Annotated in this window: 26 protein-coding genes, 2 tRNA genes and 1 pseudogene; 15 read left to right on the top strand and 14 right to left on the bottom strand. The window is 62.4% G+C overall.

The annotated features are described in order from the left end of the window. Nucleotides 1-31: 31 nt before the first annotated feature. Nucleotides 32-286, bottom strand: coding sequence for a DUF7472 family protein (locus tag NGM68_RS09050; protein WP_252701312.1), 255 nt, complete (start codon nt 284-286; stop codon nt 32-34). A 149-nt stretch (nt 287-435) separates the two neighbouring features. Here NGM68_RS09050 and NGM68_RS09055 point away from each other — a divergent pair, with 149 nt between their 5' ends. From NGM68_RS09055 to hisE, 4 genes are all read left to right on the top strand, one after another. Then, nucleotides 436-597, top strand: coding sequence for a preprotein translocase subunit Sec61beta (locus NGM68_RS09055; protein ID WP_252701313.1), 162 nt, complete (start codon nt 436-438; stop codon nt 595-597). Nucleotides 598-841: 244 nt separating this feature from the next. Then, on the top strand, nt 842-1,420 hold the full coding sequence (pdxT, locus tag NGM68_RS09060) for a pyridoxal 5'-phosphate synthase glutaminase subunit PdxT (protein ID WP_252701314.1): 579 nt from the start codon (nt 842-844) through the stop codon (nt 1,418-1,420). 116 nt (nt 1,421-1,536) lie between these two features. Further along, nucleotides 1,537-2,004, top strand: a complete 468-nt coding sequence (locus NGM68_RS09065) for a bifunctional nuclease family protein (RefSeq protein WP_252701315.1) — start codon at nt 1,537-1,539, stop codon at nt 2,002-2,004. A 1-nt stretch (nt 2,005) separates the two neighbouring features. Next, nucleotides 2,006-2,290, top strand: coding sequence for a phosphoribosyl-ATP diphosphatase (gene hisE, locus NGM68_RS09070; RefSeq protein ID WP_252701316.1), 285 nt, complete (start codon nt 2,006-2,008; stop codon nt 2,288-2,290). A 314-nt stretch (nt 2,291-2,604) separates the two neighbouring features. Here the strand turns inward: hisE and thsB are convergent, their stop codons facing one another. The 4 genes from thsB to NGM68_RS09090 form a co-directional block, all read right to left on the bottom strand. Further along, nucleotides 2,605-4,269 (bottom strand): thermosome subunit beta, encoded by a 1,665-nt coding sequence (gene thsB / locus NGM68_RS09075; RefSeq protein ID WP_252701317.1) that lies wholly within the window; start codon nt 4,267-4,269, stop codon nt 2,605-2,607. Between the two features lie 373 nt (nt 4,270-4,642). Beyond that, the gene (locus tag NGM68_RS09080; RefSeq protein ID WP_252701318.1) at nt 4,643-5,473 is read right to left on the bottom strand and encodes a PGF-CTERM sorting domain-containing protein; all 831 of its coding nucleotides are present in this window, start codon (nt 5,471-5,473) and stop codon (nt 4,643-4,645) included. A gap of 89 nt (nt 5,474-5,562) precedes the next feature. Next, nucleotides 5,563-5,937, bottom strand: coding sequence for a hypothetical protein (locus NGM68_RS09085; RefSeq protein ID WP_252701319.1), 375 nt, complete (start codon nt 5,935-5,937; stop codon nt 5,563-5,565). A gap of 224 nt (nt 5,938-6,161) precedes the next feature. Further along, a complete protein-coding gene (locus tag NGM68_RS09090; protein ID WP_252701320.1) occupies nt 6,162-6,926 on the bottom strand; it encodes an SOS response-associated peptidase in 765 nt (254 codons plus the stop codon). 196 nt (nt 6,927-7,122) lie between these two features. On the opposite strand from NGM68_RS09090, the gene NGM68_RS18180 reads away from it, so the two are divergent. Further along, nucleotides 7,123-7,248, top strand: a complete 126-nt coding sequence (locus tag NGM68_RS18180; RefSeq protein WP_256469943.1) for a hypothetical protein — start codon at nt 7,123-7,125, stop codon at nt 7,246-7,248. Here the strand turns inward: NGM68_RS18180 and NGM68_RS09095 are convergent. Then, the gene (locus tag NGM68_RS09095; protein WP_252701321.1) at nt 7,245-8,411 is read right to left on the bottom strand and encodes an MFS transporter; all 1,167 of its coding nucleotides are present in this window, start codon (nt 8,409-8,411) and stop codon (nt 7,245-7,247) included. The two genes, NGM68_RS18180 and NGM68_RS09095, sit on opposite strands and share 4 nt — an antisense overlap. A gap of 125 nt (nt 8,412-8,536) precedes the next feature. On the opposite strand from NGM68_RS09095, the pseudogene NGM68_RS09100 reads away from it, so the two are divergent. Further along, nucleotides 8,537-9,134 (top strand): annotated as a pseudogene (locus tag NGM68_RS09100) (archaellar assembly protein FlaJ); the annotation flags it as partial. A 312-nt stretch (nt 9,135-9,446) separates the two neighbouring features. On the opposite strand, the gene NGM68_RS09105 reads toward NGM68_RS09100, so the two are convergent. From NGM68_RS09105 to NGM68_RS09115, 3 genes are all read right to left on the bottom strand, one after another. Further along, a complete protein-coding gene (locus tag NGM68_RS09105; protein WP_252701322.1) occupies nt 9,447-9,593 on the bottom strand; it encodes a DUF1328 family protein in 147 nt (48 codons plus the stop codon). Between the two features lie 94 nt (nt 9,594-9,687). Then, nucleotides 9,688-10,482, bottom strand: coding sequence for an NAD+ synthase (locus NGM68_RS09110; RefSeq protein WP_252701323.1), 795 nt, complete (start codon nt 10,480-10,482; stop codon nt 9,688-9,690). A gap of 124 nt (nt 10,483-10,606) precedes the next feature. Further along, a tRNA-Gly gene (locus NGM68_RS09115) sits at nt 10,607-10,677 on the bottom strand. A gap of 137 nt (nt 10,678-10,814) precedes the next feature. On the opposite strand from NGM68_RS09115, the gene larB reads away from it, so the two are divergent. The 3 genes from larB (at nt 10,815) to NGM68_RS09130 (ending at nt 12,238) form a co-directional block, all read left to right on the top strand. Further along, a complete protein-coding gene (larB, locus tag NGM68_RS09120) occupies nt 10,815-11,591 on the top strand; it encodes a nickel pincer cofactor biosynthesis protein LarB (protein ID WP_252701324.1) in 777 nt (258 codons plus the stop codon). A 104-nt stretch (nt 11,592-11,695) separates the two neighbouring features. Continuing rightward, nucleotides 11,696-11,845 carry a DUF7563 family protein gene (locus NGM68_RS09125; RefSeq protein WP_252701325.1) on the top strand — a complete coding sequence of 50 codons (150 nt, stop codon included), beginning with the start codon at nt 11,696-11,698 and terminating at the stop codon, nt 11,843-11,845. A 123-nt stretch (nt 11,846-11,968) separates the two neighbouring features. Next, a complete protein-coding gene (locus NGM68_RS09130) occupies nt 11,969-12,238 on the top strand; it encodes a GIY-YIG nuclease family protein (protein WP_252701326.1) in 270 nt (89 codons plus the stop codon). A gap of 37 nt (nt 12,239-12,275) precedes the next feature. Here the strand turns inward: NGM68_RS09130 and NGM68_RS09135 are convergent, their stop codons facing one another. The 4 genes from NGM68_RS09135 to NGM68_RS09150 all read right to left on the bottom strand — a co-directional run bounded on the left by NGM68_RS09135 (nt 12,276) and on the right by NGM68_RS09150 (nt 15,539). Continuing rightward, complete coding sequence (locus NGM68_RS09135; protein WP_252701327.1) at nt 12,276-13,046, bottom strand: methyltransferase domain-containing protein; 771 nt, start codon at nt 13,044-13,046, stop codon at nt 12,276-12,278. A 12-nt stretch (nt 13,047-13,058) separates the two neighbouring features. Then, a complete protein-coding gene (locus NGM68_RS09140; RefSeq protein WP_252701328.1) occupies nt 13,059-13,664 on the bottom strand; it encodes an OsmC family protein in 606 nt (201 codons plus the stop codon). A 177-nt stretch (nt 13,665-13,841) separates the two neighbouring features. Beyond that, entirely contained in the window at nt 13,842-14,666 is an 825-nt protein-coding gene (locus tag NGM68_RS09145; RefSeq protein ID WP_252701329.1) for a helix-turn-helix transcriptional regulator, read from the bottom strand. Between the two features lie 279 nt (nt 14,667-14,945). Next, complete coding sequence (locus NGM68_RS09150) at nt 14,946-15,539, bottom strand: NADPH-dependent FMN reductase (protein ID WP_252701330.1); 594 nt, start codon at nt 15,537-15,539, stop codon at nt 14,946-14,948. Nucleotides 15,540-15,748: 209 nt separating this feature from the next. On the opposite strand from NGM68_RS09150, the gene NGM68_RS09155 reads away from it, so the two are divergent. The 3 genes from NGM68_RS09155 (at nt 15,749) to NGM68_RS09165 (ending at nt 18,171) form a co-directional block, all read left to right on the top strand. Further along, the gene (locus NGM68_RS09155; RefSeq protein WP_252701408.1) at nt 15,749-17,173 is read left to right on the top strand and encodes a phosphoglucomutase/phosphomannomutase family protein; all 1,425 of its coding nucleotides are present in this window, start codon (nt 15,749-15,751) and stop codon (nt 17,171-17,173) included. A 161-nt stretch (nt 17,174-17,334) separates the two neighbouring features. Continuing rightward, nucleotides 17,335-17,589, top strand: a complete 255-nt coding sequence (locus NGM68_RS09160; protein ID WP_252701331.1) for an amphi-Trp domain-containing protein — start codon at nt 17,335-17,337, stop codon at nt 17,587-17,589. Between the two features lie 213 nt (nt 17,590-17,802). Continuing rightward, the gene (locus NGM68_RS09165; protein ID WP_252701332.1) at nt 17,803-18,171 is read left to right on the top strand and encodes a hypothetical protein; all 369 of its coding nucleotides are present in this window, start codon (nt 17,803-17,805) and stop codon (nt 18,169-18,171) included. A 17-nt stretch (nt 18,172-18,188) separates the two neighbouring features. Here the strand turns inward: NGM68_RS09165 and NGM68_RS09170 are convergent, their stop codons facing one another. Then, nucleotides 18,189-18,854, bottom strand: coding sequence for a metallophosphoesterase family protein (locus NGM68_RS09170; RefSeq protein ID WP_252701333.1), 666 nt, complete (start codon nt 18,852-18,854; stop codon nt 18,189-18,191). A 426-nt stretch (nt 18,855-19,280) separates the two neighbouring features. Here NGM68_RS09170 and NGM68_RS09175 point away from each other — a divergent pair, with 426 nt between their 5' ends. The 3 genes from NGM68_RS09175 (at nt 19,281) to NGM68_RS09185 (ending at nt 24,419) form a co-directional block, all read left to right on the top strand. Then, nucleotides 19,281-19,985: a DUF7504 family protein gene (locus NGM68_RS09175; RefSeq protein WP_252701334.1), complete on the top strand. Its 705-nt coding sequence runs from the start codon at nt 19,281-19,283 to the stop codon at nt 19,983-19,985. Between the two features lie 150 nt (nt 19,986-20,135). Beyond that, nucleotides 20,136-20,208, top strand: a tRNA-Pro gene (locus NGM68_RS09180). 182 nt (nt 20,209-20,390) lie between these two features. Next, complete coding sequence (locus tag NGM68_RS09185) at nt 20,391-24,419, top strand: LAGLIDADG family homing endonuclease (protein WP_252701335.1); 4,029 nt, start codon at nt 20,391-20,393, stop codon at nt 24,417-24,419. Nucleotides 24,420-24,481: the final 62 nt, after the last annotated feature.

The raw sequence follows: 24,481 nt of genomic DNA on the forward strand, positions 1-24,481 counted from the left end.
CAAGACCGGCCACGTACTTTGCCGTGACGATTCAGGCCGCGTTTTCGGAACCGTCCTCAGTCTCGAGGCCGTCTTCCGGGGCGTTCGTCAGGTACGCGAGGACGATGCCGACGACGAACATGAGGACGACGAAGCCGATGACGGCACCGACGAGCGCCTGTCCCCCTTCGGCCGTGAGATCCCCGTTGGTCGCGTACCTCTCGCCGATGGTCATCATCGCCCCGATCATGAGGGCGACGACCGGGATGGCGATCGCGATTTCGATGAGCCGCTCGCGCTCGAGCATGATACCCAGGCTTTCGTGGCACCGGGCAAAAGCGCTTCGAAGGGCTGCTGAACGGGTGTCGGTGGTGGCTGGGGTCTCGAGGATGGGCGATGTCGGGTAGGGCGCAATCGGGTCGAAAGATTTAGTGCCGCCCCCACACAACGACGGGTATGGACAGAGGACAGAACACGGGCGGATTGATGTCCAGTGCCGGACTCGTCCGGTACTTCGACTCCGAGGACTCGAACGCCATCCGTATCGATCCCAAAACGGTCATCGCGTTCGGCGTCTTGCTCGGCGTGCTGGTACAGCTCCTGACGTTCGTCGCGTAAGGCATCACCCGTTCGATTTCTCGCGGCGACTCCTTCGAGGAGCGACGGCATTCTGACTCGAGCACCGGGAGTCGAACACGGATATCGAACGATGTCGAGCACCGGGTATCGAACGATGTCGAACGAGAGAGCGTGACGACTCGTCGTCGATGCGTCTCACGTCGCGTCTCATCGTGATCGGATCCTCTCGCCGCTCCCATCCTATGGCGCGGCACTTTTCTACGTCCCCAGCCTCTGCTCGGCTATGTCACTGGTTGCCGGGGTCATCGGGGTTCAGGGAAACGTCAGCGAGCACCGCGACGCCATCGAACGGGCGTGCACCGCTCGCGGGGATGACGTCGTCGTCCACGAAATCCGAACGGCCGGAGTCGTCCCCGACTGTGATCTGCTCGCGATGCCAGGCGGGGAGTCGACGACCATTTCACGGCTCATCCATCGCGAGGGGATCGACAGGGAGATTATCGATCACGTCGAGGCCGGGAAGCCGCTGCTCGCGACCTGTGCGGGGCTGATCGTCGCCGCCAGCGACGCTCAGGACGACCGTGTCGAGACGCTCAACGTCGTCGACGTTCACGTCGAACGCAACGCATTCGGGCGGCAGAAGGACAGCTTCGAGGCCCCACTCGAGATTTCGGGCCTCGAGGATCCGTTCCACGCAGTGTTCATTCGCGCGCCACTAATCGATCAGGTTGGGGACGTCGAGGTGCTCGCGACCTGGGATGGCCGTCCGGTCGCCGTCCGGGACGGGCCGGTCGTGGCGACGTCGTTTCACCCCGAGTTGACGGACGACGACCGGATTCACGCGCTAGCGTTTTTCGAGTGACCTGTCGATCGAGCGAACTGGAATTGACGACCGCGACCGACGACCGACGAGGGATCGACCGCCCACCCGCGCGCTCGAGGCAACCACTTTTCTCGCCGGCCGTCGTGAGGTGGCGTATGAAGGCATCGATAGACGCGGTTCGCGTCGCTGGAACACCACAGGGGCCGGTGCCGGTCGTCGTACTCGCCGTGGAGGGGGAGAGCGACGTGGTACCGATCTTCATCGGCTTCGAGGAAGCGACCAGCATCGCTCGCGGCCTCGAGGCCGAGGACATCGGGCGGCCGCTGACCCACGACCTGTTGCTCGACGTGATGGAGGAGCTGGGCGGGCGAATCGAGCGGGTCGTCGTCAGCGAGATTACCGAACGCGACGACGGGCAAGGTGGTACCTACATCGCGGACTTGCACGTCCAGACGCCCAGAGACACGGTTGTGGTCGATGCCAGACCCAGCGACTCGCTGGCGCTCGCCGCACGGACGAACGTCCCAATCGAGATCACTGAAGACGTGTTCGAATCCGGCCGAGACGACAGGGAGAAGTTCGAGGAGTTACAAGACGTGCGTGAGATGCCTGGTGACTTCTAGGATGGACGGGACGCTTGCGGAGTTGTTTGCCGTAATTGAAGAGCGAAAAGCGACGCTGCCGGAGGATTCCTACACCGCCTCGCTGTTCACCCACGAGAAAGGCGAGAACGCGGTACTCGAGAAACTCGGCGAGGAGACGACCGAACTCGTCCTGGCGGCGAAAGACGACGACACCGACGAGATTGCCTACGAGGCAGCCGACATCGTCTATCACCTGCTCGTGTTGCTCGCGATGAAGGACATGGAACTCGCGGATCTCGAGGCGGAACTCGAGGCTCGACGATAGTACCGATAGTTGAGTGTTCCCGGAGGCACTTCCTCTGTTCTCGGCCGTTGATCGATCGGCGTTCCCGTTCTACTTGTTGTAGATGACGGCCTGCGGTAGATGACGGCTTGGATCACACGCATTCGATGGAGTGCGATACTCGACAACGGGAACGAAAAACGGGAACCGAACGCAACGGCTCACTCGAGTGACTGTAAATCGGTTCAATCCAAGGAACGATCGGTAGGGTCGTGTGAAAACGAATCGATCAGCGATCGGTCAAACGCGGTTCCGCGATGAGTCGGGTATGGAGCGGTGTGGCTTCCGGACGAGGCTTACATCATGCCGCCCATGCCACCCATGCCGCCGCCCATGCCGCCGGCACCGGGTGCACCGCCTTCGTCGTCGCCTTTGTCCGTCGACAGGTCGCCGGCGGAGATGATGTCGTCGATCTTGAGCACCAGGTTCGCGGCCTCGGTGGCCGAGGAGACGGCCTGCTCTTTGGCGTGGGCCGGCTCGACGACGCCCGCCTCGAAGGTGTCCTCGACGTCGCCCGAGAACACGTTCAGGCCGGCACGGATCTGGCCGTCCTCGTGGGCCGCACGGAGGTCGACCAGCGTGTCGATGCTGTCGAGACCGGCGTTCTCCGCGAGCACGCGTGGGACGAGCTCGAGAGAGTCCGCGAAGGCCTCGACGGCGAGCTGTTCGCGTCCGGAGACGGAGTCGGCGTAGTCGCGGAGACGCGAGGCGAGTTCGACCTCGATCGCGCCGCCGCCGGCGAGCACGCGGCCGTCGGAGACGGTCTGAGCGACGACGTCCAACGCGTCGTTGACGCCGCGCTCGAGTTCGTCGACCACGTGTTCGGTGGAGCCCCGAAGCAGCAGGGTGACGCCGTGGGCGTCGTCGCCGGTGACGTAGAACAGTTCGTCCTCGTCGTCGCGGGTGACGTCACCGAAGCCGAGGTCGTCCTCGGTCGCGCTCTCGAGGTCGGAGACGGTCGACGCGTCGACGACTTCCGAGAGGAACTCGAGATCGCTCTTCTTGGCGCGGCGGACGGCGAGGATGCCCTCCTTCGCGAGGTAGTGCTGGGCGAGGTCGTCAATCCCCTTCTGACAGAAGACGACGTCCGCGCCGAGATCGACGATGTGCTGCACCTTGTCCTTGAGCTGTTTCTCCTCACGGTCGAGGAACTTCTGGAGCTGGTCGGGGTCGGTGACCGAGACTTCGGTGTCGACGTCGGTCTCTTCGACCTCGATGGGGTCGTTCAGCAGCAGGATGCTGGCGTCCTCGGCGGAGGTCGGCATGTTGTCGTGGACGGGATCCTTGTCGATGATGCCGCCCTCGAGGAGGTCGGACTGGTCGACGGAGCGGCCGGTCTGGGTCTCGATCTTGAGGAACTCGAGGTCGACGACGTTGTCGCCTTCGTCGGTCTCGACGGTGACGCCGGAGACGGCGTCGACGATGAGCTGGGCGAGGTGCTCTTTGTTGACCTCGGCCCCTTTGCCGGTCATGGAGGTCTCGGCGGTCTTGCGTAGGAGTTCCTCGTCGTTGGTGTCGATCTCGGTCGCGATGTCGTCGATCTCGGCACGAGCCTGCTCGGAGGCCATGTGGAAGCCCTTGATGATAGCCGTTGGGTGGATGTCCTGTTCGAGGAGATCCTCGGCGTTTTTGAGGAGTTCGCCGGCGATCGCGACGGCGGTCGTGGTGCCGTCACCTGCTTCGTCCTCCTGGGTTTCGGCGACTTCGACGATCATCTCGGCCGTCGGGTTGTCGATGTCCATCTCCTGGAGGATGGTGACGCCGTCGTTGGTGATGGTTACCGATCCCATCGAGTCGACGAGCATCTTGTCCATCCCTTTCGGGCCGAGGGTGGAGCGGACGGCCTCCGCAACGGCGCGGGCGGCCTGGATGTTGTAATCCTGCGCGTCGCGGTCTTTGACGCGCTGGGAATCCTCGCTCATGACGATCATCGGCTGTCCCTGTTGCATTCGCTGGCTCATAGTCGGTCGAATCATTGTTTGGCCTTCTATAAAAAGATATTGTTTTCACGGAGGTTCGAGCACCGTTCGACTCGCCATTCCCTGTGAGGAAACCTCTGGAAGGCGGTGGGGTAGCTCGCCTTCTATGTGATTCGATACCATTCGACTTATGTGGGGTTGATATGGGTTGTTCTCCACTTTTTAAATACTGGCTTCCGCTGGTGGTTCGCCGAGCGAACGGGTCAAACGAGGTGTCGACCCCGTCCAACACCGCTGAACCAATCGTTCGACGGCTCGAGACCCAGCCGACCGTCGAAGCACCATGTGCCGAACGTCGTGGACTCTCTCGTGACGAATCTCATCTGCCGACGAGTCGTCCAGAAGCAACAGCCAGTTAGCGTCGACGCCGGTTCGAGGTGCGGACACGAAAGAGCAGCCCAGATCCGAGGAGTCCGACAACCCCAACGAGTGGGCCGAATCCCGGGATCGAGTCCGCATCGTCTGTCGACGGTTCCTCGCTGTCACCGCTCCCGCGGTTCTCGCTTCTGTTTTCGTCGTCCGTCCCCGTGCCACCATCCTCGCCATTTCCTGATCCGCTCGAGTCGTCCGGTTCGTCCTCGTCATTTGACCCCGTATTGGCGTCCTCTTCGACCTCGTCATCGGGATCTCGCCACTGGACGTAGATCGGCACCGTCATCTCGAACGTCCGTTCCTCGAGTACGTACGTCGCGTCGACGGCGGCCGGCGTCACGGCGGCGAGATCGTCCTGGTCAATCGAATCGTCGCGAACCGTGACGATCGCGGCGCGGTCTCGATCCGGAACCCGACCCGTGATCCCGTAGCCAACCCCGTCGATCCCGTCACCGAGTTCGTCGGCAAGGTGGTCGGCAGCGACCTCGGCCGCCGCCGGAAGACAGCGGGTTTCGCCCCACCGTTCCCACGACGAGGTGGCAAATTGGGATGGCTGACGCTCGCCGTCTTCGTCGCTCGAACCCCACGCCGCGACGTACCGCACCTCGTCGTCGTCCTCGAGGTACTCGACGTGTTCGTTGTCTTCGACGAGGCGTACCTCGAGGTCGATCTCGAGTTCGCCGCGAACGGGCCCCGTCGCGTGGACGGTCTGGTACGCGTCGTCGTGATTGGCCGCTGCGACGGAGTGGCTGGTCGGGGCGGCGATTCCGACCACAGCGATCCCGGCTGCTGTGAGGTACGAACGACGGTTCATACGCTTCGTGGGTCGAGATCGAGTAAATTCTTTCTGCAAACTGAAATCATCGTTTTACCATCCATTGGCACTCGACGCTCATCGAGCATTCATTCGCGACGGCTCTCGAACGCGAGGGTGCCGGCTGTGAGTACGCCAACGAGTATCGGAACGAGCACCATCCCCAGCAGCACGTACTGAAGGACGCTACCGGCCTGGCTCGGCGAGATCGGCCATTCTCGATCGAGAGCGAAGTACGGAATCGCGGTGGCTAGCAACAGGAACGACCCGAGAACGAACAGCGTGAGTGATGCGACGCCGGCTTTCGTCACGGTTGCCGGCCAGGAGACGGTCGACTCGTCGTCGTATCTGTGTGACCGACGCTCGAGGGAACGTTCGGCCACTGACGTCGCATACAGCGAGCAGGCACCCAGGAGACACGCCAGTGCCACCACGAACGGGACGTCGGCGATCGGATCGGACACGGAACGGTGCAGCGCCAGCCGCCACAGTCCAAGCGAACCGCAGCGGTTCCGAGCAGGACAGCGGTCACTGGTCGCGTGAACCGTCCGTGTACTCGCTCCAGGGTCGCTATCAGTTCCGGACGTCGCGCCGATACTATAAAATGTGTAGCAAGACCCCACCCTGCACGCACGGTACGCCTTCCAACCACCTACCTGCCCTGCACGCTCGGCACCCCTCCAATCGGTCACCCCTCGAGCGGTTCCACCAGCGAGGGCTCGTCGACCGACGGGCTGTTCACGGCCGCCGACACCGGATACGCCCGCATCTCCTCGGCCGGGTACGGCTCGAGCAACCCCGCCGGATCGTCGGCCGTTAGCCACTCCCGTTCGTGAGCCGGCTCGAGGATCGCCGCCATCCGGTTGTGGAGGTCGTCGACCACCGCGTTCGGCTCGGTGGTCACGACGGTGAACGTCTCGATGACGTCGGGTTCTGGGTCGTCCGCGGCATCGCTCGTCCCGCCGCCGAACGACTCGAGGCCGGTCTGGGTCGTCTCCCGCTCGGGTTTCCACCGTTCCCACAGGCCGGCCATCGCGAACGGACGGTCGTCCGCGAACGCGACCCTGTATGGTTGTTTCCCCGCGTCCGTTTCGACCCACTCGTAGAAGCCGTTGGCCGGTACCAGACAGCGTCCTGAAGCGAGCCGTCTGGCTCCGCTTCCGGACGATTCGTCTCCCGCTTTGAGTGCGTACGCTGTCCGGAAACTCCGCTTCTCGGCCACCGTCTCCGCCCGCGCGTTGATGATCCCGGAGGTCTCCTCGTCGGCCCAGGCGGGCCGCAGCCCCCACTCGAGTCGCTGGAACGCGCCCGGTTCGTCGTGGGTGATTACGGGCAGGCGCTGGCCGGGCGACACGTTGTATCGCGGCTCGAACGAGTCGTCGTCCGGGAACCTGGCGTCGAAGCATTCCTCGAGGTTGCCCCGCTCGAGAAACAGGGTGTACCGTCCACACATACGTGAGCCGATGCGGGCCGTCACCAAACCGATGTCGCCTGCGTGGAACTGCGAGACGGCGAGGCCTGAAAACCGTCGACCGCAGCTGCCGAACGATCGACGTAACCCATCGAAAAACACCGTAATTACCCCTTACCGCTCCGTTTTTGGGAGTAGTCGGGTCGTACTGATAGGGGTCGCTGTGGCCGAACGTGGTATGTCATCCGATTCCGGACGCGCCTACGAGGCACTGTTCACCAAAGACGGGCAACTCGAGATCCGGGAACACGACCAACCCGAGCGCTGGATCGCGACGGATTCGCCGGTGGAGTGTCACCGCTAGCTGCCAGTCGCCTTTTTTCTACCGTCGACGGGAAACGCCCGAAGCCGCCAGACGACGACGGTCAATCCGGCCGCGAGCACGACCGGCAGCCACATCGCGAGCGCGATCGACCAGCGTTCGGCGACGACCCCCATCACCACCGGAACGGTCGCGATACCCCCGTAGGTGCCCGCCGTGGCCAGCGCGCTCACCGGGCCGCTGTAGGCCGGGGCGACCTCGACGCCGTAGGCCGAGAGCAACGGGAACAGCGCCGAGATGGCGAGCCCCGCGCCGAAGGCCGCGAGCAGGAGGCCGGCACTCGAGCGCGTCCAGGCTACTCCCGCGAGCAAGGGAATCGCGAGGCCCGCGGTGACCACCGAGAGCCGGAGGTACGACACTGAGTCGATCGCTTTCGCGTAGGCGTAGCGGCCAGGGACGTACGCCAGTAGGTACGCCGAGAGCGCGAGCGGGGCGAGCGTCGGCTCGAGAAACGTCCCCGCGTAGTAGGGCAACCAGGTGAAGATCGCGCCTTCGATGCTGCCGACCAGGGCCATTCCGGCGATGGTGCCGCGAATTTCCGGCTTCGCGAGCAGGGAACGGAGGGCGTCGACCTCGAGCGGTTCTTCGTCCCACTCGGTCGGCGTCTCCGCGCGCCAGACGGCGAGTACGATGGGGACGAACAGGAGGCCGAGCAGGACGTACACAATCTCCCAGCCGGCGACCTGCAGGACGACGCTGACGAGCACCGGCCCGGTGACGGCCCCCAGCGCCCACGCGAGTCCGTAGAGGACGAACACCCGACCCAGCCGCTCGGGGTAGAGGTGACTCAGGAGGGGGCGATCGACCGCGCGAAACACCCCGGCGGCGGCTCCCTGGGCGAGCAGGGCGAGCAGAAACAGCCAGTAGACGGGGGCGACGGCGATGGCGAACAGGAACGCGACCATTGCGCCGGCCCCGACGACCATCGTGAGCCGGACGTCGAGTCGGCCGGCGAGCAGCCCCAGGAGGACGATCGCGGCGACGAAGCCGACGGTGCCGGCGGGAGCGACCAGTCCCAGGAGCGACTCCGAGACGCCGAAGTCGGCTTCGAATCGGGCGAGCAAGGCGCCTCGAGATTGCATGGCCATTGCGTCCCCGGCGACGAAACAGAAGGCGGCGAGTAGCCAGCGGCGGCGGTCGGTCACGGGCGACTCGAGGTCATGGTCGCTTCTATATCCGGTGGTTCCGGAGGGGTTTGCGATTGGTTCGTGTCTCGAGGGTGTGTGTTGGATTTTGGATTTTGGTCTCGTGGTCGGGGCTCGAGTCTTCTATCGAGAGCCTGCGCCACAAGGACTTCGGCTCGCTGACGAAGAACGTCGACGCCCTCTACAAACGGCTCAATATGCGGATCGACGACGTTCGCTCCTGGCGGCTCTTCGCAGCGGAAACACCTCATCCAGAAGTTCGGGGACATGTACGTCGTCGGCCGGCAGATGGGTGGGGATCCGAAACTCCTCGGGCAGGTCATCAGCAAGAATCAGAACCAGGTGCTCAAGGTACGAGAGAAGCGCCAACAGGCGACGACGACGCTTATCGGCGTCCTCTACGGCATCTCCGCCTCGAGCGTCTTCGCCTTCTTCATCGGCCTCGAGGTCGTCGAGATAATGATGGAGATCACGGGCGAGATGGATCTCGACCAGGAACTCGTCGGGAGCCTGCTGCACACCGAACAGTACAACCTCGCCGTGATCGAGTACCTGCTGATTATGACGATCTTCATCAACGCGATGCTCTCGGCGATCATGATTAGGCTGACCGACCGTGGCCATCTGCTCAGCGCGCTCGTTCACTTCGTCTTCATGTCGTGGATGGGGGCGGTCGTGGCTGCGGCGACGACCTACATCGTTAATGCCGTGGTGGCAGTCTGATGCCGTGGTGGCAGTCTGATGCCGTGGTGGCAGTCTGGTTTCTGACATCGGTCAAACGCCATGGTGGTGTGGTCGACGCCTCGAGTGTAAAGCTGGAGGCCGGCTCTCGACCCCTAGTACTGGTACTATCCGTCTCAAACTGCGGCGGTGGTACGATCCGTGACGAAGCCTCTCTTCGAAGCGGGCGACCCGCTCGAGGGTGAATTCTCCTGTCTCATTTCGGCCCGTGAGCGGTAGGGAACCGGCCCGTGGGCGACGCGTTACCGACGTCAAGTCCCTCGGTGGTGGTCGAGTGACGTTCCTGGGTCGCTGCTACAGGAGCAACGAGAGGACGGCCAGTGCCAGGAAAATCAGTACCAGCCACTTCGCGATCGACATCGTCAATCCGGCGACACCACCGGCTCCGAGTGCACCGGCGATGATCGCGATCACGAAGAACAGGATTGCTAGTTCGAGCATGGAGCCATAGCAAAGTCGAGAGCGAGGATACGGATTCGGCCTGCAGGCGAAAGGGACACCCCAGGGGAGCGATATATTGGGGCGTAGAGTTTGCCTACTCGAGGGGTTCCGGCGACGGGGGAACCGTTCGTTTGTGAGCGCTGGCCGCGTACAATCCACGAACCATCTCGACGGTGTCGGGGTCGACCTCGAGTCGGCGGGCTGTGGCCCCGACCGAGAGTGGGCCGTCGACGTGGGTCACGAGGATCGCGTCGAGGGTGTCGTAATCGATGCCGAGTTCGTCCTCGTCGGTCTGGTCGGCCCAGAGTTCGGCCGTCGGGGTTTTCGTAACCAGGTTCTCCGGGACGCCGAGCGAACGCGCCAGTTGTCGTATCTGCTGTTTGTACAGGTTCCCGATCGGGTGGCAATCGACGGCCCCGTCGCCGTACTTGGTAAAGTAGCCGACGGCGGCCTCGCTGCGGTTGCCGGTGCCGAGGACGAGTCGGTGTTCGTGGTTCGCGACGAGGTAGTTGAACACCGCCCGAACGCGGGCTCGGGCGTTGCCGACGGCTTCGTGATCCCCCTCGGCCTCGGGGTAGGCCTCGAGGAAGGCATCCACGACGGGTTCGACTTCGATCACGTCGTAGCCGATCTCGAGGTCGCGGGCGACGCGTTCGGCATCGCTCATGTTTTCGTCGCTGCTCACTCGAGCGGGGAGCACGAGGCCGTGTACCGCGTCGGCGCCGAGGCCCTCGACGGCGAGGTACGCCACGGTCGTGCTGTCGATCCCGCCTGAGAGCCCGAGGACGACGCCGTCGACGCCGGCCGCCTCGACCTGTTCGCGAATGAAGCCAGTTATGTGGTCGCGTCGCGCCTCGAGTTCCGATTCGGAAAACCGTAGGTCGATCATCAGGCAGTCGTTGGCTCGAGAGCGACTAATAGCCTTGCTTGTGGTGAAAAAAGTGGACGATCGTTAGATTTGGGGGCCTGCTCGAGAGGACACTGTGACGCTCGAGATGTTGGTTGCCACAGAATGCGCGGTCCGGGAATTGAACCCGGGCTATTAGCTTGGGAAGCTAATGTCCTACCACTGGACCAACCGCGCTCACCGCCCCCTATGTCGTTCTCCGTTAAGTGCGTTCCTTTCTGGGGCGATACTCGAGGGCTGTCCGAAACTCAGACACCACCACTCAGCTGACGCCGTGGCGACGCATTCGAGTACACCGAGCGCGGAGCACCCGTATGCGCGAACTACTCGAGGCCGTGGCTGCCGGGGAGCGCTCTCCCGCGGAAGCCGAGGCCGAACTCAGGGGGTACGTGACCAGCGAGGACGGCCGATTCGACGCCGCCAGATCGGATCGCCGGGGGATTCCGGAGGCGATTCTGGCCGAGGGTAAAACCGCCGACCAGGTCGCCAATCTCGCGACGACCGCCATCGAGACGACCGGCCGAGCGCTGGTCACTCGCCTCGACCAGGCCCAGACAGAGGTGCTCGAGGAGCGACTCGAGACGGATTTCCCGCAGGCGACGGTCGACCGCAGACGGTCGACACTGCTGGCAACGTCCGCGGCCCACGACCGCCCGACGCTCGTGACTCGCGTCGCCATCGTCACCGCGGGGACGGTCGACGGGCCGGTCGCCGACGAAGCCGAACTGGTCTGTCTCGACGCCGGTATGACGATCGACCGCATCGAGGACGTCGGCGTCGCCTCCCTGACCCGCATACTCGACCAGCGCGACCGACTTCGAGAGGCGGACGTCATCATCGTCGCCGCCGGTCGGGAAGGGGCGCTGCCGACGGTCGTCGCCGGGTTGGTCGACACCCCCGTCATCGGGGTGCCGGTCTCGAGTGGCTACGGCCACGGTGGAGACGGCGAAGCAGCCCTCGCCGGGATGCTCCAGTCGTGTACGGTGCTCTCGGTCGTCAACGTCGATGCCGGATTCGTCGCCGGAGCCCAGGCGACACTCATCGCTCAAGCGATCGATGTTGCCGTCAACCCCAAGAACGAGGCCGACTGACGAAAGAAAACATCTCCTATAGCAAACTCTTAACAGCGTTTGGGAAAGCCTATTTAACTAATCGGCGACTAGTCCCCAGTGCCGGTCGTCGTACCGGCGAGATCATGCCAACGTGTACCCACTGCGGCGCGCACGTCTCCGAACGCTTCGCACGCGTCTTCGCCGACGAAAACGGCGACGTTCACGCCTGTACCAGCTGTTCGGCTAACGCTGGAATCGCAGAAGTAGCGAGAGAGCGCGCTCGAGGTACCTGAGACACGGCCTCGTGTACCGCCGCAACCGAGCATGCTGTCGACGCCCGTCGACACGTCACCACCGACCACCGGCTGACCCCTACTGCCCGAGGCTTTTTGTGTCGCCGTTCGTATCACCGAGCGATGAGTGCCCACGTCGTCTACGTCCTCGAGTGTGCCGACGGGACGCTGTACACTGGCTACACGACCGACCTTGAGCGACGGGTCGACGAACACAACGACGGAACCGGGGCGAAGTACACCCGCGGGCGGACTCCCGTGTCTGTCGTCCACACCGAGCGCTACGGGACGAAGTCGACTGCACTGTCCAGGGAGTACGAGATCAAACAACTCTCTCGCGTGCAAAAAGAGCGATTGGTCGGTCCCGAGTGCGGTACTGATGGCCAGCCTTGAGTGCGGTACCGAAGGATGGCTCAGTAGCGAGTTCTCGCTATGGTTTCCTGGCGCACAGCGAGATACTTTTCACACCGTATTTCTGACACGCGTTTGCCGCTCGATCCGAGGTGAAATGGTACTGGGTGTTTTCCCGCACCTCTTCTAGTTCGAACCCAGCGGTTTCGACGAGCGACGTGTAGCTGTCGACCTGCTCGGCCCCACCGATACAGGCGGCCCAGAGATCCGCGTCGTTCTTGATGCTCTCGGGCATCTGTTGTTCGCTGATGATGTCGGCCAGTGCCAACCGGCCACCCGGTTTGAGTACCCGGTTAGCTTCCTCGAAGACGCGGTCTTTCTCGGCGGAGAGGTTGATCACGCCGTTCGAGATCACGGCATCGAACGAGTCGTCCTCGAACGGCAGCTCCTCTATGTACCCCTTGCGGAAGCTGACGTTGTGGAAGCCGTTGTTCGCCGCGAGGTCGCGGGCTTTCTCGACCTGTTCTGTGGTCATGTCGACCCCCGTCACCGTCCCGGTCTCGGTCACGTGCAATCCGGCGACGAAGGCGTCCATCCCCGAACCGCTGCCGAGGTCGAGGACGCTCGATCTCGGCTGTAACTCCGCCAGATCGAAGTAGTATCCGACCCCGGCGAACGAATCGATCGCTGCCTCCGGGACGTACGTCAGATCGTCCGGATCGTAGCCGAGGCGCTCGGCGAGGTCACGGCCCGTCTCGAAGTGGAACTCGCCGTCAGCGGACTCCGCGACGTCCCGATACATGGACTTGACCTCGCGCTCGAGTTTTGCCGTGTCGAGTGATTTACTCATCAAGATCACCCGTTAGTCGTCGCCCGTCACCGTAGCGGGCGTGACGATATTCATTTCGACGTCTTGTGCAAGCGAGACGAGCGTGTAGACGGGCGCTCGCCGTGCCCACTCGTCGATCAGATCCTGATCGATATCTTCGCCGTCAATCTCGACCTCGGCAGTCAGGTTCTCGTACACCGAGTCGGCTTCTTTGAGTTCTTCGAGGCTGAAGAGTACTGCTGGATCGAAATCGGTTCGAACGCGCGTCTGGAGTCGCTCGATGTCGACGTCGTTCGCGGCAGCGTTGATAGAAATGCCGACGTTGATGCAGGCGGCCAGCGCAGAGAGCGCGGCCTCGATCGGCTCGAGCCGGTCGGTAGCGCCGAGCCATCCGCCAGCGTCCATCACTTCCCTCCAGGCGCCGTAGGGAATCGTGTACTCGCGTGTCTCACGAGCGATCGTCTCGCCCCCGAGCTCGTAGCTATCGATTTTCGCCAGGCTGTGCGCGGCCGTCCCTTCGTACGTTGCGGTTGCTCCGAGGCCAAGCTGGACGGCTTCGGGATTCTCTTCTGCGTGTTCGGCAAAGCCCTCGAGCGTTTCGAGGTCGATGCCGTGTGCGGTATGCTGGTTGTCAGTCATGGTGTGTCTCCTCCCGCCAGCGACAGTACGAACCCGGAGATGGTGTAGCTATTTTGTGCCATCTCGGCGGCTCCTGCCGTGTTTGCACGTACTGCAAATCGGTCACCAACTGCTCGCTGCGGACTGCCGTCACCGAACCTCTTCTCCCGCACACCAGGACACGGTGAGCACGAAAAGTCACTCGACGATTCGTCGTGCTTCGACTGGTCGACCCTCGGCTTCGTAGCGTTCGTAGAGCGACTCTGCCCACTCGAGCACTGCCGGTGCATCGGTATCGATTAGCGCCTGAACCGTCCCGCTACCTGGCTCGAAACAGCTGATAGTGGCGTGTGTATCGAGGAGTCCGATTCCGTACGGAGGGAGGTCGTCGTGCGCGAGAACCGTGAAATTGTCCCGTTCCACCATCTCCGGGCTGTGCTCGGGGTACCTCGAGAAAAAGTACGTATGACAGGTTGGCCGATCGATCAACGTGATGTCCACGCCGTCGTCGACCAGCCGTCGAAGGACGTCGAAACAGGGCTCCATCAGGGAGATTTCGGGCCGAAGGGATCGAACCGTCGTCGCCTCTCGGAGAAGCGACTCGAAACGGTTCACCGGCCGGTACGGGAAATCGGGATCGGCGACGGTGACGGTCAGCGCTGCCCACGTTTCGATTGGGAACGCGCTCAGCTCGTCGGGGAGCCAGTGCCAGATGTGTCGTATTTTCCGCTCGGTTTCGATCCGCTCGATCAGACTCTCCACCCCAAACGCGACCTCCTCCCCCAGCCGTGTTGCCACGTACTGGTAGCCGTCTTTGCGGATCCAGATCCGGTCTTCGAACTCGTCCAGTGTCCGCCGCATCGTCGACGAGGAAACGCCGGTCAACTCACAGAGTTCAGAGCGACTCCGGGGACGCTCTGTCAGCGCGACGAGTGCTGGGACGCGGTGTTCGGATCGTGCGAGATAGGCTATATCGCCGATCGGCGAATCGGGAGTGTGGTGTGCCACGTTACCAATGACCATACACTGTGTATGTGACGAACGATCAAAACAATTTGTTCATATTTCGAGACGATTTAGGAGGAATCAGTCGGATTGGCCCACGAAAATGACGCAGACGGGGCCTCAGCCTTCATATCCGATCCTTGGGCCGACGTGACTGCCTCTCGATCACTTTCAAAGATCCGAGGCTAGATCCAACGGGCCACCTGGCCCGTGGCCGGTGACCTCGAGCGAGCCAAGTCGGCGGAACCCGAATACGTTCGTCACGCCACGAGCAAACAGATTCGCTGACGCGCCGTTTCAATCGTCGACCGCTGGCGCTTCCGGCGCGTTCACGTCTGGGGTGATGAACGCGTACTCGGTGAGCATCCGGCCCAGTTTCTCGACGCGCTCCTCGAGCTTCGGCTCGATGAACGCTCGTCCGTCGATCGCGTCGGGGTCAGCTTCGAACTTGTTCGACGCGTTCCGAAGGCCGACCTGGTGGGGGAGCACCCAGCCGTGGACGCCGCGGACGGTGATCCGGAGGTGATCGAGCGTCGAGCCGTAACTGCCGCCGCCGGCGGTCGCGAGCAGACCAACGGTGGTGTCCTCGTACTCGTCCCAGCCGCAGTAGTCGTGGAAGTTCTTCAGCGCCCCCGAGTAGGATCCGTGGTAGACGGGGGTGCCCAGAGCGACGGCGTCGGCGTCGCGGACGATTCGCTTGGCGGCTTCGCTGTCACCCTGTCCCTCGATATCGGGGTCGTAGACGGGTAGATCATATTCGCGGAGGTCGAGGAGGGTCGTCTCCGCGCCAGCCTCAGCGGCTGCATGGAGGACGTATTTCAGCGCCGTTCGGGTGTAGCTCTCCTCGCGAATGCTTCCCGAGACGGCGACGACGTGGGGGGCTGCTGGCATACGTCGTTCTATCGTTTCGATTCGTAAAACCATCTCGGTAATCGGCACGTGTGTCGCTGTCCAGCCACGTCGGTCGGGCATATGCACTCGAGCCCGTTCCATCGGGGTTTCACGCTCCACGACCTGCAGCCAGGCGGCGGTTTTTTCGCGACAGGCAACGACGACCGCGTATGGATCGGGAGACGCCGGATTCTGAAACGGACGACGATATGTCGGCGATCAGTTTCGGGACGGATGGGTGGCGGGCCCAACTCGAGGTCTTCACCACGCCTCGGGTTCGGATGGTAGCGCAGGCGATTGCGACGACCCTGCGTGCGGACGGCCAGTCAACCCCGGTCGTCGTCGGCTACGACGTACGGGAGACGTCTCGGGGGTTCGCCGAGGAGGTGACGCGTGTGCTGTGTGCCAACGGCTACGACGTCCTCCTGAGCGAGCGCGACCGACCGACGCCGCTGTGTGCCCACGCTGTCGTCGACCGAGGATTCTCGGGTGCGGTCGTAATCACGGCTTCGCACAACCCGCCGTCGTACAACGGCATCAAGTTCATTCCAGAGGACGGCGCGCCCGCCCTGCCGTCCGTGATGGACGCCATCGCCGATAACCTCGCCGAACCACAGCCCAGTCCCCAGGACGAGCACGGAACCGTTCGGGAAGTCGACCTAGTGGACGCCCACGCAGAGGCCTGTCTCGAGCTGATGGGATCGATCGTCGACACCGACACCGACACCGACTTCGATGTCGACACCCCATCGAACCCGCTCGAGGGGGTCACGGTCGCCTACGACGCCATGCACGGCAGCGGCCGGGGGACGACTGACGCGCTGCTCGAGCGAGCGGGAGCTCAGGTCACTCGTCTTCGTTGTGAACGCGACCCCGAGTTTGGGGGTGGTGCACCCGAACCCGCCTCGGAGAACCTCGAGGCACTGATCGAGGCCGTCACCGAGGGTGAGGCGGATCTGGGAGTCGCGAACGACGGCGACGCCGACCGGGTCGCTATCGTCACGTCCGAACGAGGGTATCTGGACGAGAACCTCTTCTTCGCCGCGCTCTACGACTTCCTGCTCGAGGCCGATTCCGGCCCGGCGATCCGGACGGTGTCGACGACGTACCTGATCGACCGCGTCGGGGAGGCCCACGGTGAGTCCGTCCACGAGGTGCCCGTCGGCTTCAAGTGGGTCGCCGAGGCGATGGCCGAGCACGCCGCCCTCGTCGGCGGGGAAGAGTCCGGCGGGTTCACCGTCCGCGGCCACGTCCGCGAGAAAGATGGCGTCCTGATGGGGCTCCTCGCGACAGTCATGCATGCCGCAGAACCGATCGACGAGCGCGTCGACCGTCTGCTCGAGGATCACGGCGAAGTCGTCCAGGGGAAGATCAGCGTTCCCTGCCCGGACGACGAGAAGGCGGCGGTGCTCGCCGCGCTCGAGGACGAAATTCCTGAGACGGTCGCGGGGACGTCGGTCGCCGGCGTCAACACCGCGGACGGGTTCAAGCTGGCGCTCGAGGACGGCTCCTGGCTGTTGATCCGCCCGAGCGGGACGGAACCCGTCCTCAGGGTGTACGCCGAAGCCGAGAACGAAGCGCGCGTGGATACCCTGTGTGACGCGGGCGAGGCGTTGCTCGAGCCGTCGACGTGAGCGTCGCTGAACGGGACGGTTCGTCGTACTGTAGGCACGACACGGTGGGTTCGAAGGGACGATACGTGCTGCCGTTCGAACGACCGGGCCGGGGGTGTTAGGGGGTCGTTACCCACCATCGGCAGGCCAAGGTTTTTGCAAACAGTCGGTGGCGATAGCCCATGGCGGATACGACCACCTACAACGACACGCTGACGAGGGACGAAACGGCCGACCTGCTCCAGGAACTCGCCCGCGAACTGCGCGGTACCGGTGCTTCGAGGGTCACCGTCGGCAACAAGACCGTGACGCTTGAGCCCGCCGACGAAATCGACTACGACCTCGAGGTCGAGGAACGATCGCCGATGCTCGGTGGCAAACACGAGGAAATCTCGATCTCGATCGAGTGGGCTGTCAAAAAGGAGCCACAGGAGTAGCGAGGAAGCCGCTTGGGCTACCTGTCACTTCGGGGCAGTTCTGGCCTCCGTTTGCTCCAACCACCTCTACTCCACTGACTGCAACTACTCCACTGACCACCACCAGTTACACAACAACCTCGAGCGGATCTCTGGCTCAGTGCTCCCGATCCTTTGGCTCGAGGTTGCCATTTCCGGGTCGCTACCTTTCCCCGAAGGGGTCGTCGTTCACGTATGGGACGAGGCGATACTGACGAGGCGGCGTTCATGGAATTGTCGTCGGATAGTTGGCACCAGGTCGACGAGGGAGGATACGCGATCGACTGCCCCGAGTGTGGATCGAAGGCGTCGCTCATGGGCGTCGTCGAACACGGTCGGTGCAACGGCTTTCTCGACCGCCAGGAGGAGGGAGAGGACGCCGGCACGGACTGTACGGCCAAACTCTGGTTCGAACTGGGGTACAAGTCCGAGCCAGCGGAGTCGGACGCCGGCGAGGGGGGCAGGACGGCGGCCGGCTCGAGCGACGAAGGCGATGACGACATCGATGACAAACACGACAAGCCACCGGGTACCGATGGCACGGTCGACGCCGACTCGCAGTAGCCTGCTGGTGTGGCGACTCACTCGCCGCGAGCTAATCGGGTGCCGATCCGTTCGGGCAACCCAGCCTCTGTGACCGCCGCCTGCACGCGGTCGACGTCGTAGTCGACGCGATGGGTCTCGACCGTGAGCGTCTCGAGATCCAGGATTGCGTAGGCCGCTCGCGGATCGCCATCGCGGGGTTGCCCGACGCTACCGGGATTGACCACTATCCCCTCGGCGTAACGCTCGACGTGCTGGATGTGGGTGTGGCCGAGGACGAGGACGTCCTCGTCCTCGAGCAACCGTGGCGAGAAGTCCCGCGGGTAGGTGTAGCGATCGGGATCGGCTGGATGGCCGTGTATAAGCTTTAGTCGCCCGTCGAACTCGAGACGCTCTGTGGGTAACGAAGTCAGCCAATCCCGCTGAGGCTCGGTCACCTGCTCACTGGCGAGTTCGACTCCCGCGGCGGCCATCTCGTTGAATCGGAAGGTCGTTTCCTGGACGACCGCCCGGTCGTGATTGCCCATCACGGTCGGTACCTCGAGGTCGCGGAGCCTGTCGATACAGTCGGCGGGCCAGGGATTGTAGCCGACGACGTCACCCGCACAGACGATTGCGTCCACGGCCGATCGCTCGAGTTCCTCGAGCACGGCCTCGAGCGCCGGGAGATTGCTGTGGACGTCCGAGATGATGCCGACGTGCATGGCTCACAGTGAAGCCGTCGAGGGTCATGTATGTGGGGGATGAGGGTACCGGCCGTGTTCAGACTACCGCGAGTATGCGGAACGCGGTTCGAACCGGTTTCAGGCCAGTCAGCGTGTACGCTGAACGCCGTCGAGGGCACCCTGCCTTTGCGGTAGGGCCATCCAGCCACGGAGCACACAGTCCGTGGTCGCTTCCACACGCGACATCGCTCCTACAGACGACGACACACCGCGTTGGACATCGACAGTGTTGTGCACCGACTCGACTCGAGGCTGGACGCTCACCTGGCGAATTTCGAAACCGAACCGGGCTGTGTGACTGCTGAAACGGCCACAACGATTATCGTGATCTGTTAGCGGCCGGAACAGTAAAGAAACAACCCGCCGACCTATCGCGTACGTCGGATTTCGTCCGTCGATAGAGCTATGGAACCGAGTCTTCCCGAATCAGTCGACGCCCCATCGAACGTGTTGCTCGTCCACCGTACACACCGGGCAGCACCAGCCTGCCAGGAACTCTGTACATCCTGTGTGGACGCTGCAGAGCTTCGCGTGACGTTCGCCGATACCGAGCCAACGCGCGGCCCGATCGCCAGCGACGGCCCGGCGAAACTGGGCATCGTCTCCGTCGGGGACGTCCTCCGTGCAACGGAGACCGCGGCGGGCCCGGATTACACCGCCCCGTTCGTCGTCGACGCCATCGACGACCCGACCGATCTCAGCACCCTTGGCGTGAAGATCAGCGAATTCTGCGAACACTGGGGCGACGACTATCAGATCACGGTCTGTTTTCACTCCCTCGATATGCTGTTGCGCCACGCCACACCCAAGACGGTGTTTCAGTTCGTCTACGTTCTCACCAACCGACTCTCGAGCGTCGGTGCGCTCGCACACTTTCACCTCGACCCGACGGCACACGACGACCGCATTGTCTCGACGTTCGGCTCGATATTTGACGACGTCGTCGTCGACGAGAGCGTCCAGGTCGATCTCCCTGAAGCGACGGACGAGGAAGTTGCCTCGCTGCTCGAGGAGTGGGACGATAGTGATGACGACGCGTGGGACACCACGGCGGCCCAGGTGTCACAGGAAGCGACTGACGACGATATCGCTCGCTTGCTCGGCAACTGAGGCTGCGTCGATGGTGTTTTGGGACGCGTTCGTCCGATCCTCGAGCGTGGCTCCACCTCGAGGGTGTTGGATGTCGCGTGCGTCCCGATGGCACGCACACCCGACGCCAAACGAAACCCTTTATCCACTCCGCCCAGAAGTGGGGGGTACGGGATCGTGGGTTAGCCTGGTATACTTCGGGCCTTGGGTGCCCGTGACCCCGGTTCAAATCCGGGCGATCCCATCGTTTTGCTGTCCTCGCCGTCGTGAACGGTGGCTGATTCGTTCACCGCCCACTCGAGTACGTCTCGAGCTTCTTGAGTGGTTATTCCGCGGTACGTGATCGAGCCACGACCGGCTCAATCACGACCACTTCCAGTCTGCTATACGACCATTTATACCCCATGCCGACCCTAGCCCAGTGCAATGGCGCAAGCGGGCAACTCCGAACTCGTCGATGCTTTCGAGCAGTTCTTCCGCAACTACTACGACAACGAGATCAAGCAGCTCGCCCAGCGGTACCCCAACGAACAGCGGTCGCTCTACATCGACTGGCAGGATCTCTACCGCTTCGATCCGAACCTCGCCGACGACTTCATCAACCAGCCCGAACAGCTCCAGCGCTACGCCGAGGAGGCCTTGCGGCTGTACGACCTTCCAATCGACGTCAGTCTCGGCCAGGCACACGTTCGCATCCGCGGACTTCCCGACACCGAGTCGCCGGAGATTCGCGACATTCGAGCCCGGTACATGAACAAGCTCGTGCAGGTTCGCGGGATCATCCGGAAAGCGACCGACGTCCGCCCGAAAATCGAGGAGGCCGCCTTCGAGTGCCAGCTCTGTGGCACGCTCAACCGCATCCCGCAGTCGACCGGCGACTTCCAGGAACCCCACGAGTGTCAGGGCTGTGAGCGACAGGGCCCCTTCCGGGTCAACTTCGACCAGTCGGAGTTCGTCGACTCCCAGAAACTTCGCATTCAGGAGAGTCCGGAAGGGCTCCGCGGCGGGGAGACCCCGCAGGCAATCGACGTCAACATCGAGGACGACATCACGGGCGAAGTGACCCCCGGCGACCACGTTTCGGCCGTCGGTGTGCTCCGCCTCGAGCAACAGGGCAACCAGCAGGAGAAGTCCCCCATCTTCGACTTCTACATGGAGGGGATGTCCGTCGCGGTCGACGAAGAGCAGTTCGAGGACATGGACATCACCGACGAGGATAAAAAGCAGATCTACGAAATCTCCCGCCAGGAGGACGTCTACGAGCAGATGGTCGGTTCCATCGCGCCGGCCATCTACGGCTACGACGACGAGAAACTCGCGATGATGCTCCAGCTCTTTTCGGGCGTGACGAAACAGTTGCCCGATGGCTCGAGGATCCGTGGGGACTTACACATGCTGCTTATTGGTGATCCTGGTACGGGTAAGAGCCAGATGCTCAGTTATATCCAGAACATCGCCCCCCGATCTGTCTACACATCGGGGAAGGGTTCGTCCTCGGCCGGGCTTACCGCTGCAGCTGTGAGAGATGATTTCGGCGACGGCCAGCAGTGGACGCTCGAGGCCGGAGCACTCGTTTTGGCTGACCAGGGGATCGCGGCGATTGACGAGTTGGACAAGATGCGGTGTGTTACCGGTGACACGTTCGTTCACACTGGGAACGGGATCAAACAAATCCGTGAACTTGCACACGAGTCGGTAACTGAGGGCTCAATCGAAGAACTTCAGAACGGACGGACGATTCGCTATGTCGATACGGACGTCTGGACAATGACCGAGGACGGAAAACTCGTCAGACGCGACGTCCTTGCCATTCACGAATATGACGCACCAACTGAACTGTGTGAGGTCGAATTGGAGAGTGGAGAGAAGCTGACGACGACGGTTGACCATCCCTTCTTCGTTCTGGACGAAGGGTGCCGAACGGAGCGTCAAGCGCAGCATCTTTGCGAGAATGACTGGGTATACGTTCCGAGTACGATTCCAACAGAAATCACGGATGGCGGTGTCAGTGTGTTACCTGACCCCCATCCGGTGCCTGAGAAGAGCACCGTAACCGAGGCTCATGGTGCCGTTTTGGGTTATCTTGCAGGAGATGGAAATATCTTCTACAACCGACAGGCGGGGAGTTACGGCTTCCGCTTTACGAACAAAGAAGAGCAACTCTTGAGCGACTTCGAAGCAGCTTGTGAGGATGCGTTCGATACACAAGCTGTCCGGCATCCAAGCGAGCAGCGGAGTGACGGCGTCGAAACGGTTCATGTTCACGGCAAACAGTACGTTGACGAACTCTTCGAATCGGGTGCGAATCTCGAAATTTTCGATGGAAAACGACTTCCGAAGGGGGTCACTACTGCCTCTCGAGAGACCAAAGCTGCCTTCGTTCGTGCCCTCGCGGATTCGGAAGGGACAATCGGCGAACGGGCCGTCAAAATCTATTCATCCAGCTATGAGCTACTCCTCGGAACGAAGATGCTCCTCCTCGAGTTTGGGGTCGCGAGCCAAATACAGACACGAGAGCGTGAAGACAAAAGAGATGTCTTCGTTCTCGCGATCACGGCTCACCGGTCGCTTGCAGCCTTCAATCGACATATCGGGTTCACTCTCGACCGAAAACAGCGCGCGTTAGAGCGGGCATGTGAACGAACGACTGGGAATCGAACGATCATAGACGTTCTTCCCGAATGCGGTGACTTGTTTGAACAGGCCCGTGGAGCCCTTCGTTTGTTCCAATCTGAGTGCGGTCTCGAACATGATTCGACGTACTGTAACTTCGAAAACGGTGATGCCAACGCCTCACTGCGACTTGCGAAACAGATACTCGAGACGTTCGAGGAGCGAAAGGAAGCTGCAGGTGAGCACTACGATGAACTGGCCTCCCAAACTACGTGGAAACGACTCGACGAACTACGAGAACGATATCACGTCTCACAACGTGAATTGGTCGCAGAAATGTCTCTCTCCCAGCCGCACATATCCGCTTGTTGGGGACGTGATCCCGATCTCAGAGGACGAGTTCGTCACCGCCTGCGTGAGCTACTCGAAATCCCTGCGTCGGTCACTCTCGAGCCACTCCAGAACGTGATCGAGGCCGACGTGAAGTGGCGTCGAGTCGCGTCAGTTCGATCGGTTGACTCTGAAGCACATACAGACACGACGGTTCGGGTTCTCGAACATCGCCTCGCCGACGAACTTGGTATGAACAGTACGGAATCTGTTCGTGAGCAGGCACGTTCGTTGATCCAAAGCAATACATCGCCCGAAACGTGGGACGAACTCAGAGCGGAACTCGACGCGTATGGGATTTCATTCCAGCGCGTTGCAACGGAGATGGACGTGGCTGGGTCGACGGTATCCCGATGGTTCTCGGGTGCTGTCGATGTCAATAATTTCGCCACCGTTCAGTCTGTCTGTGACCAACTGATCGAGTCGAAGCGACAGCGTCTCACGGAGCTATGTGAATCGATCGATCGAAGAGACCGCCCGCGAGTGTACGACCTCACAGTCGACGGGACGCACAACTTCATCGCGAACGGAATGGTCGTCCACAACTCCGAAGACCGCAGTGCCATGCACGAGGCCCTCGAGCAACAGAAGATCTCGGTCTCGAAGGCGGGGATCAACGCCACGCTCAAGTCCCGCTGTTCGTTGCTCGGCGCAGCGAACCCCAAGTACGGCCGGTTCGACCAGTACGAACCCATCGGCGAGCAGATCGACCTCGAGCCGGCGCTCATCTCGCGGTTCGACCTGATCTTCACGGTCACCGACCAGCCCGACGAGGAGAAAGATCGCAACCTCGCCGAGCACATCCTGAAGACGAACTACGCGGGTGAGTTGACCACCCAGCAACAGCAGATGCCATCCCTCGACGTCTCGACCGAGGAGATCGAGTCGATGACGGAGAAGGTCGATCCGGTGATCGACGCCGACCTGTTGCGCAAGTACATCGCCTACTCGAAGCAGAACTGTCACCCGCGGATGACCGAGGAGGCCAGGGACGCGATCCGGGACTTCTACGTCGACTTGCGTTCGAAGGGAACCGACGAGGACGCGCCGGTGCCGGTCACGGCCCGGAAGCTCGAGGGCCTTGTCAGGCTGTCGGAAGCCAGCGCTCGGGTTCGCCTCTCGGACACGGTCGAACTCTCGGATGCGGAGCGGGTGATCGAAATCGTCCGGTCGTGTCTCCAGGACATCGGCGTCGATCCCGAAACGGGGGAGTTCGACGCCGACATCGTCGAGGCCGGGACGTCGAAGTCCCAGCGTGACCGGATCAAGAACATCAAACAGCTCATCAGCGACATCGAGGAGGAGTACGACGACGGCGCCCCGATAGACGTCGTGCTGGAGCGGGCTGGCGAGATCGGGATGGACGAGTCGAAGGCCGAACACGAAATCGAGAAGCTCAAACAGAAAGGCGAGGTGTACGAGCCGAGCACGAACAATTTGCGGACGACGTGAGCGGGTTCGGTGACGATCACTTGCCACCCCCTCGAGAACGCGTTCCGATGCGCCCCGCCGCG

Source organism: Natronosalvus vescus (assembly GCF_023973145.1).
Taxonomy (GTDB): Archaea; Halobacteriota; Halobacteria; order Halobacteriales; family Natrialbaceae; genus Natronosalvus; species Natronosalvus vescus.

Bases quoted from the DNA above. Each gene is read 5' to 3' on its own strand.
- NGM68_RS09050 (WP_252701312.1), bottom strand. From the start codon at position 286: ATGCTCGAGCGCGAGCGGCTCATCGAAATCGCGATCGCCATCCCGGTC.
- NGM68_RS09055 (WP_252701313.1), top strand. From the start codon at position 436: ATGGACAGAGGACAGAACACGGGCGGATTGATGTCCAGTGCCGGACTC.
- pdxT (WP_252701314.1), top strand. From the start codon at position 842: ATGTCACTGGTTGCCGGGGTCATCGGGGTTCAGGGAAACGTCAGCGAG.
- NGM68_RS09065 (WP_252701315.1), top strand. From the start codon at position 1,537: ATGAAGGCATCGATAGACGCGGTTCGCGTCGCTGGAACACCACAGGGG.
- hisE (WP_252701316.1), top strand. From the start codon at position 2,006: ATGGACGGGACGCTTGCGGAGTTGTTTGCCGTAATTGAAGAGCGAAAA.
- thsB (WP_252701317.1), bottom strand. From the start codon at position 4,269: ATGAGCCAGCGAATGCAACAGGGACAGCCGATGATCGTCATGAGCGAG.
- NGM68_RS09080 (WP_252701318.1), bottom strand. From the start codon at position 5,473: ATGAACCGTCGTTCGTACCTCACAGCAGCCGGGATCGCTGTGGTCGGA.
- NGM68_RS09090 (WP_252701320.1), bottom strand. From the start codon at position 6,926: ATGTGTGGACGGTACACCCTGTTTCTCGAGCGGGGCAACCTCGAGGAA.
- NGM68_RS18180 (WP_256469943.1), top strand. From the start codon at position 7,123: ATGTCATCCGATTCCGGACGCGCCTACGAGGCACTGTTCACCAAAGAC.
- NGM68_RS09105 (WP_252701322.1), bottom strand. From the start codon at position 9,593: ATGCTCGAACTAGCAATCCTGTTCTTCGTGATCGCGATCATCGCCGGT.
- NGM68_RS09110 (WP_252701323.1), bottom strand. From the start codon at position 10,482: ATGATCGACCTACGGTTTTCCGAATCGGAACTCGAGGCGCGACGCGAC.
- larB (WP_252701324.1), top strand. From the start codon at position 10,815: ATGCGCGAACTACTCGAGGCCGTGGCTGCCGGGGAGCGCTCTCCCGCG.
- NGM68_RS09125 (WP_252701325.1), top strand. From the start codon at position 11,696: ATGCCAACGTGTACCCACTGCGGCGCGCACGTCTCCGAACGCTTCGCA.
- NGM68_RS09130 (WP_252701326.1), top strand. From the start codon at position 11,969: ATGAGTGCCCACGTCGTCTACGTCCTCGAGTGTGCCGACGGGACGCTG.
- NGM68_RS09135 (WP_252701327.1), bottom strand. From the start codon at position 13,046: ATGAGTAAATCACTCGACACGGCAAAACTCGAGCGCGAGGTCAAGTCC.
- NGM68_RS09140 (WP_252701328.1), bottom strand. From the start codon at position 13,664: ATGACTGACAACCAGCATACCGCACACGGCATCGACCTCGAAACGCTC.
- NGM68_RS09145 (WP_252701329.1), bottom strand. From the start codon at position 14,666: ATGGTCATTGGTAACGTGGCACACCACACTCCCGATTCGCCGATCGGC.
- NGM68_RS09150 (WP_252701330.1), bottom strand. From the start codon at position 15,539: ATGCCAGCAGCCCCCCACGTCGTCGCCGTCTCGGGAAGCATTCGCGAG.
- NGM68_RS09155 (WP_252701408.1), top strand. From the start codon at position 15,749: ATGTCGGCGATCAGTTTCGGGACGGATGGGTGGCGGGCCCAACTCGAG.
- NGM68_RS09160 (WP_252701331.1), top strand. From the start codon at position 17,335: ATGGCGGATACGACCACCTACAACGACACGCTGACGAGGGACGAAACG.
- NGM68_RS09165 (WP_252701332.1), top strand. From the start codon at position 17,803: ATGGGACGAGGCGATACTGACGAGGCGGCGTTCATGGAATTGTCGTCG.
- NGM68_RS09170 (WP_252701333.1), bottom strand. From the start codon at position 18,854: ATGCACGTCGGCATCATCTCGGACGTCCACAGCAATCTCCCGGCGCTC.
- NGM68_RS09175 (WP_252701334.1), top strand. From the start codon at position 19,281: ATGGAACCGAGTCTTCCCGAATCAGTCGACGCCCCATCGAACGTGTTG.
- NGM68_RS09185 (WP_252701335.1), top strand. From the start codon at position 20,391: ATGGCGCAAGCGGGCAACTCCGAACTCGTCGATGCTTTCGAGCAGTTC.